Annotated in this window: 6 protein-coding genes; 5 read left to right on the top strand and 1 reads right to left on the bottom strand. The window is 59.7% G+C overall.

Annotated features, from left to right (window positions below):
- Positions 1–2: 2 nt before the first annotated feature.
- Positions 3–245, top strand: a complete 243-nt coding sequence (locus AB5Y92_RS00465; protein ID WP_368225119.1) for a DUF1294 domain-containing protein — start codon at positions 3–5, stop codon at positions 243–245.
- Positions 246–359: 114 nt separating this feature from the next.
- Complete coding sequence (locus AB5Y92_RS00470; protein ID WP_005340264.1) at positions 360–572, top strand: hypothetical protein; 213 nt, start codon at positions 360–362, stop codon at positions 570–572.
- Positions 573–639: 67 nt separating this feature from the next.
- Here the strand turns inward: AB5Y92_RS00470 and yrfG are convergent, their stop codons facing one another.
- A complete protein-coding gene (gene yrfG, locus AB5Y92_RS00475; protein WP_164536013.1) occupies positions 640–1,320 on the bottom strand; it encodes a GMP/IMP nucleotidase in 681 nt (226 codons plus the stop codon).
- A 147-nt stretch (positions 1,321–1,467) separates the two neighbouring features.
- On the opposite strand from yrfG, the gene nudE reads away from it, so the two are divergent.
- The 3 genes from nudE (at position 1,468) to AB5Y92_RS00490 (ending at position 4,635) form a co-directional block, all read left to right on the top strand.
- Positions 1,468–2,076 (top strand): ADP compounds hydrolase NudE, encoded by a 609-nt coding sequence (gene nudE / locus AB5Y92_RS00480; protein WP_164536012.1) that lies wholly within the window; start codon positions 1,468–1,470, stop codon positions 2,074–2,076.
- 37 nt (positions 2,077–2,113) lie between these two features.
- Entirely contained in the window at positions 2,114–2,926 is an 813-nt protein-coding gene (gene cysQ, locus AB5Y92_RS00485; RefSeq protein WP_005357849.1) for a 3'(2'),5'-bisphosphate nucleotidase CysQ, read from the top strand.
- Positions 2,927–3,363: 437 nt separating this feature from the next.
- Positions 3,364–4,635, top strand: coding sequence for an aromatic amino acid transport family protein (locus AB5Y92_RS00490; RefSeq protein ID WP_149153685.1), 1,272 nt, complete (start codon positions 3,364–3,366; stop codon positions 4,633–4,635).
- Positions 4,636–4,672: the final 37 nt, after the last annotated feature.

Genomic DNA, 4,672 nt, shown 5'->3' on the forward strand with positions numbered 1-4,672 from the left:
GTCTGCTCACGGTCGCCGCCTACGCCTGGGACAAGCGGCAGGCGGTGCGGGGCGAGTGGCGCATTCCCGAATCCCGCCTGCATCTGCTGGAGCTGTGCGGCGGCTGGCCGGGGGCGCTGGTTGCCCGCCAGTGGCTGCGCCACAAGACCCAGAAGCGCAGCTACCGGCTGGTCTTCTGGTTTATCGTGCTGCTGCACCTCACCTTGTGGGCGCTCTGGGTCGGTCGACCGCTCTGGCAGCAATAGCCAACTGCATCACAAAGGCGAAAAGGGCCCCATTGCGGCCAATTGGCGGCTGTGAGAAAACAGAACGGATACCATCAGCGTTTTCGCCGTTTATAGACGACAAGGAGTCGTGACATGACCATGTGGACAGGCATAGTCCTGATCGTATTTATCAGCGTATTGTTCGGATATCTCGGCAAACGGGCCCGCTATCAGATGGGGGATGCCCGCATCACCGACCGCCTCGGCAAGCAGGATATGATCATCAGAGAGTTGCAGGAGCGGATCGCCAATCTGGAGGCGATCGTCATAGAGGAAGAGAAACGGCGTCCGTTCCGGGAGCTGTGATGTTTCACCGCCAGGTTTCAGATACAGAGAGGGCTGCATGATGCAGCCCTCTCTTGTTTGAACTGATTCAGATTGCCAGCGGCAGCAACTCGGCATAGTCGCGGATCGCCGGAAAAGCGGTAATGCTCAGCTCCGGCTTGCAGCTGTCCGGATTCTGGATCGCCAGCTGATAGCCGATGCCATAGTCGGCGGCGGCCCGCAGGATCCGCTCGCTGTCATCCACAAACAGGGTACGGGCCGGATCGAACGCCAGCCGCTCGGCCAGTGCCTGCCAGCAGTATTGGCTCTCCTTCGACCAGCCCAGCTCGTGGGTACTCACCATCAAATCCAGATGATCGCTTAGTCCCAACTGCGCATCCTTCACCGACAGGCTGGCAGGGTGGGCATTGGTAAAGAGCACCAACTGCTTGCCCGCGGCGCGCAGCTCGGCCAGAAAGGGGATGGCGTGAGGACGCCACTGGATCTTCGCCAGCAGCTCCTGCTTGAGGGCACGAATATCGAGCCCCAGGGTCTCGCTCCAGTAATCCACGCAGTACCAGTTGAGGGTGCCGTTGACGGCGTGATAGTGGACATCGATCTGCGCTTTGGCTTCATCCAGCGGCAGACCAAGCCGCTCGGCGTAACGCTCCGGCACCAGCTGCTGCCAGAGGTGGTTGTCAAAATGCAGATCGATCAGGGTGCCATCCATATCTAGCAAGACGGTGTCTATCTGGTGCCAGGGCAAGGTGGTAGCGCGGGAGTGTGGCATCGGGTCTCTTGATCTCGGTGTCGCGAAAGAAATGGAGCGGCAGTATAGCGGATTTTTCCTCCCCCTTTGCCATCCCTGGCCCGTGGTGTTCGGTGTGAGAGTCGTTTACTCTTGAAGCACGATTTTTTAACGAGCTGCCAGCGTCCGATGAGCGACCCCCACAAGAGCAAACCCGAGCACATCTCTGCCGACCAACTGGATCATCCCAAGAGCAAACCGGAGATCCTCAAGGCCGATATCGTGGCCGAGAGTAGGCTGTTCAGAGTGGAGTCCCTCCACCTCAAATTCTCCAACGGCGAAGAGCGGGTCTACGAGCGGATGCGCGGCGGCAATCGTGGCGCCGTCATGGTGGTGCCGCTGTTCGATGAGCAGACCCTGCTGCTGGTGCGCGAATATGCCGCTGGCACCCACTCCTACGAGCTGGGCTTTCCCAAGGGGCTGATCGACCCGGGCGAAGATGCCTTCGAGGCGGGCAACCGGGAGCTGATGGAAGAGGCGGGCTTTGGCGCCAACAGCCTGACCTTGCTCAAGCAGGTGTCGCTGGCCCCCGGCTACTTCTCCAGCCGGATGGACATTTTGCTGGCCCGGGATCTCTTCCCCGAGCAGCGGATCGGCGACGAGCCTGAGCCCCTCGAGGTGATCCCCTGGCCGCTAAACCGGATCGACGAATTGCTGACACGGCCCGACTTCACCGAGTCGCGCAGCATCAGTGCCCTGCTCTTGGCCCAGAAGTGGCTGGCGGAGCAGGCAGAGTAGCCCGCAGACGGGCAGTTAACAGACAGAGGATAACGAGATGCAGGAGTTGTTGGCCTGGGTGCCGGGGGTCAAGGAGATTGCCCGCGAAGCCGGAAGGATCCTTCACGACATCTATCACGGCGGTCAGTTCGAGCGTCAGCTGAAGGAGGATGCGACCCCGGTCACCAGTGCCGATCTTGCTGCCGATGCCTACCTCAAACAGGCGCTCTCGGCGCTCACTCCCCACGTTCCCGTGCTGACCGAAGAGGCAGCCGACATCCCCTTCAGCCAGCGATCCAACTGGCGGCAGTACTGGCTGGTGGATCCCCTTGATGGCACTGGCGAATTTATCGCGGGCAGCGGCGACTTCGCCACCCTGATCGCCCTGGTGCGGGATAATGTGCCGGTGCTCGGGGTCATCTATGCTCCCGAGTCCAACGTGCTCTACTGGGCGGTGCGCGGCTACGGCGCCTTCAAGGAGGTGAATGGCGAGGTGTTGCCCATCAGCGCCATGCACCACGAGCATGACCAGCCCGACTCGCTGGTGGTGGCCATCAGCCGCCGCCAGAAGCTGGAGAACCTCACCCGCCGCCTCAACCCGGCCATCAACTACGAGCTGATCCCGCTTGGTTCCAGCTCCCTCAAATCCTGTCTGGTGGCGGAAGGGGCAGCCGATTGCTACGTAAGGCTCGGCCCCACCGGCGAGTGGGACACCGCCGCCGCCCAGTGCATCGTCGAGGCAGCCGGTGGCCGTATCCTCAGCCTGGCGTTGCAGCCACTCAGTTACAACGAAACCGAGTCGCTGGAGAACCCTGACTTTATCGTGATGGGGGATCCGGATCTCGCCTGGGGCAACATTCTGGCCCACTAGACGAGTAGCAATATCATCACAGCAGACAAGCAGGCGGCCCGATGGCCGCCTGCTTTTTCAGAGTCGTTGTCCGGGGGGATGGCCGGTGTGATCCGCTGGTCAAGGCGCGCTTGCACAGCGTGATACGCTGGCAAAGCGGCAAAATGATAGTGAAACATCACAATCGATCGGCGAGAAATGGTGCGATTTTTCACGTAATTCTGAAAACCCCTGATTAGTCAAAATAAAAAAATGAGAGCAGATCAAATTTTGGTTTTATATTTCATAAAAATCACCAATATCAGTTTTGTTTCATTCTGTGACCCAGATTCGATTCCCAATCTCGCTGGCTAAACCCCGCAATGGCAGTGATATGTTTCAGTCTCGCTTTTTGAGAATTAAATCCCGATAAACCACAATAAACTCAGATTAAAACACTAACAAAAAGTGAATTAGTAATGAGTTTATCTGTAGAGGCTACCAAGGAGCTATCCGGTTCCTGCTCCACCACGTCCAGCACCACCCGCTGGCGTCGTCACGACACCCACTGGGTTATCAGCCTGTTTGGCACCGCCGTTGGCGCCGGCATCCTGTTCCTGCCCATCAATCTGGGTCTGGGCGGCATCTGGCCCCTTGTTATCGTCGCGGTACTGGCAGGCCCCATGACCTTCCTCGCCCACCGCGGGCTGGCGCGCTTCGTGCTCTCTTCTTCACGCCCCCACGCCGACTTCACCGAAGTGGCGGAGGAGCATTTCGGCAAGATGGCCGGTCGTCTCATCTCGGCGCTCTATTTCCTCTCCATCTTCCCGATCCTGCTCATTTACGGGGTCGGTCTGACCAACACGGTGGAGAGCTTTATGGTCAACCAGCTCGGCATGGCAACCCCGGATCGGGTGATGCTCTCCGGCCTGCTGGTATTCGCCATGATCGCCGTGATGCTGGCGGGTGAGAAAGCGATGCTGCGCGCCTTCGCCTTTATGGTTTATCCGCTGGCGGCCATTCTGGCGGCCCTCTCCTGCTACCTGATCCCTCAGTGGCAATGGCCGGAAGTGACGGCGTTTGAAGGGGTCAGCTTTCTCAACACCGTCTGGCTGGCGCTGCCGGTCACCGTGTTCGCCTTCAGCCACGCCGCCGCCATCTCCGGCTTTGCCAACGTGCAGCGCCGTGAATATGGCGAGCAGGCGGAAGCCAAGAGCGGCCTGATCCTGCGCAACACCACAGTAATGCTGGTGGGCTTCGTGCTCTTCTTCGTCTTCTCCTGCGTGCTGAGCCTCTCGCCAGCCCAGCTGGCCGAAGCCAAGGCCCAGAACGTCTCTGTGCTCTCCTATCTCGCCAACATCACCGACAACCCGGTGATCGTGACTCTGGGGCCGCTCATCGCCTTTATCGCCATCAGCTCCTCCTTCCTCGGTCACTTCCTCGGTGCCCGCGAAAGCCTGAAAAGCCTGATCGCCAAGCCCACCGGTCTGCCGCTGGCCAAGGCGGACAAAGTCGGTATCGCCCTGATGTTCTTCTCTATCTGGGGTGCCGCCGTCATCAACCCGGGCATTCTGGGGCTGATGGAAACCCTCTCCGGCCCGGTCATCGCCATGATCCTGTTTATCATGCCGGTGATTGCCATCTACAAGGTGGAGGCGCTGGCCCGCTTCCGTCACGGCTGGACCAACGGCTTTATCCTGCTGACCGGCTCGCTAGCGGTATCGGCGCTGATCTTCAGCCTGTTGAAGTAACGACTCGCAACAGAAAACAAAAAGAGAGGCGACCCCG

It is taken from the genome of Aeromonas sp. R1-1, from assembly GCF_040908495.1.
Taxonomy (GTDB): Bacteria; Pseudomonadota; Gammaproteobacteria; order Enterobacterales; family Aeromonadaceae; genus Aeromonas; species Aeromonas veronii.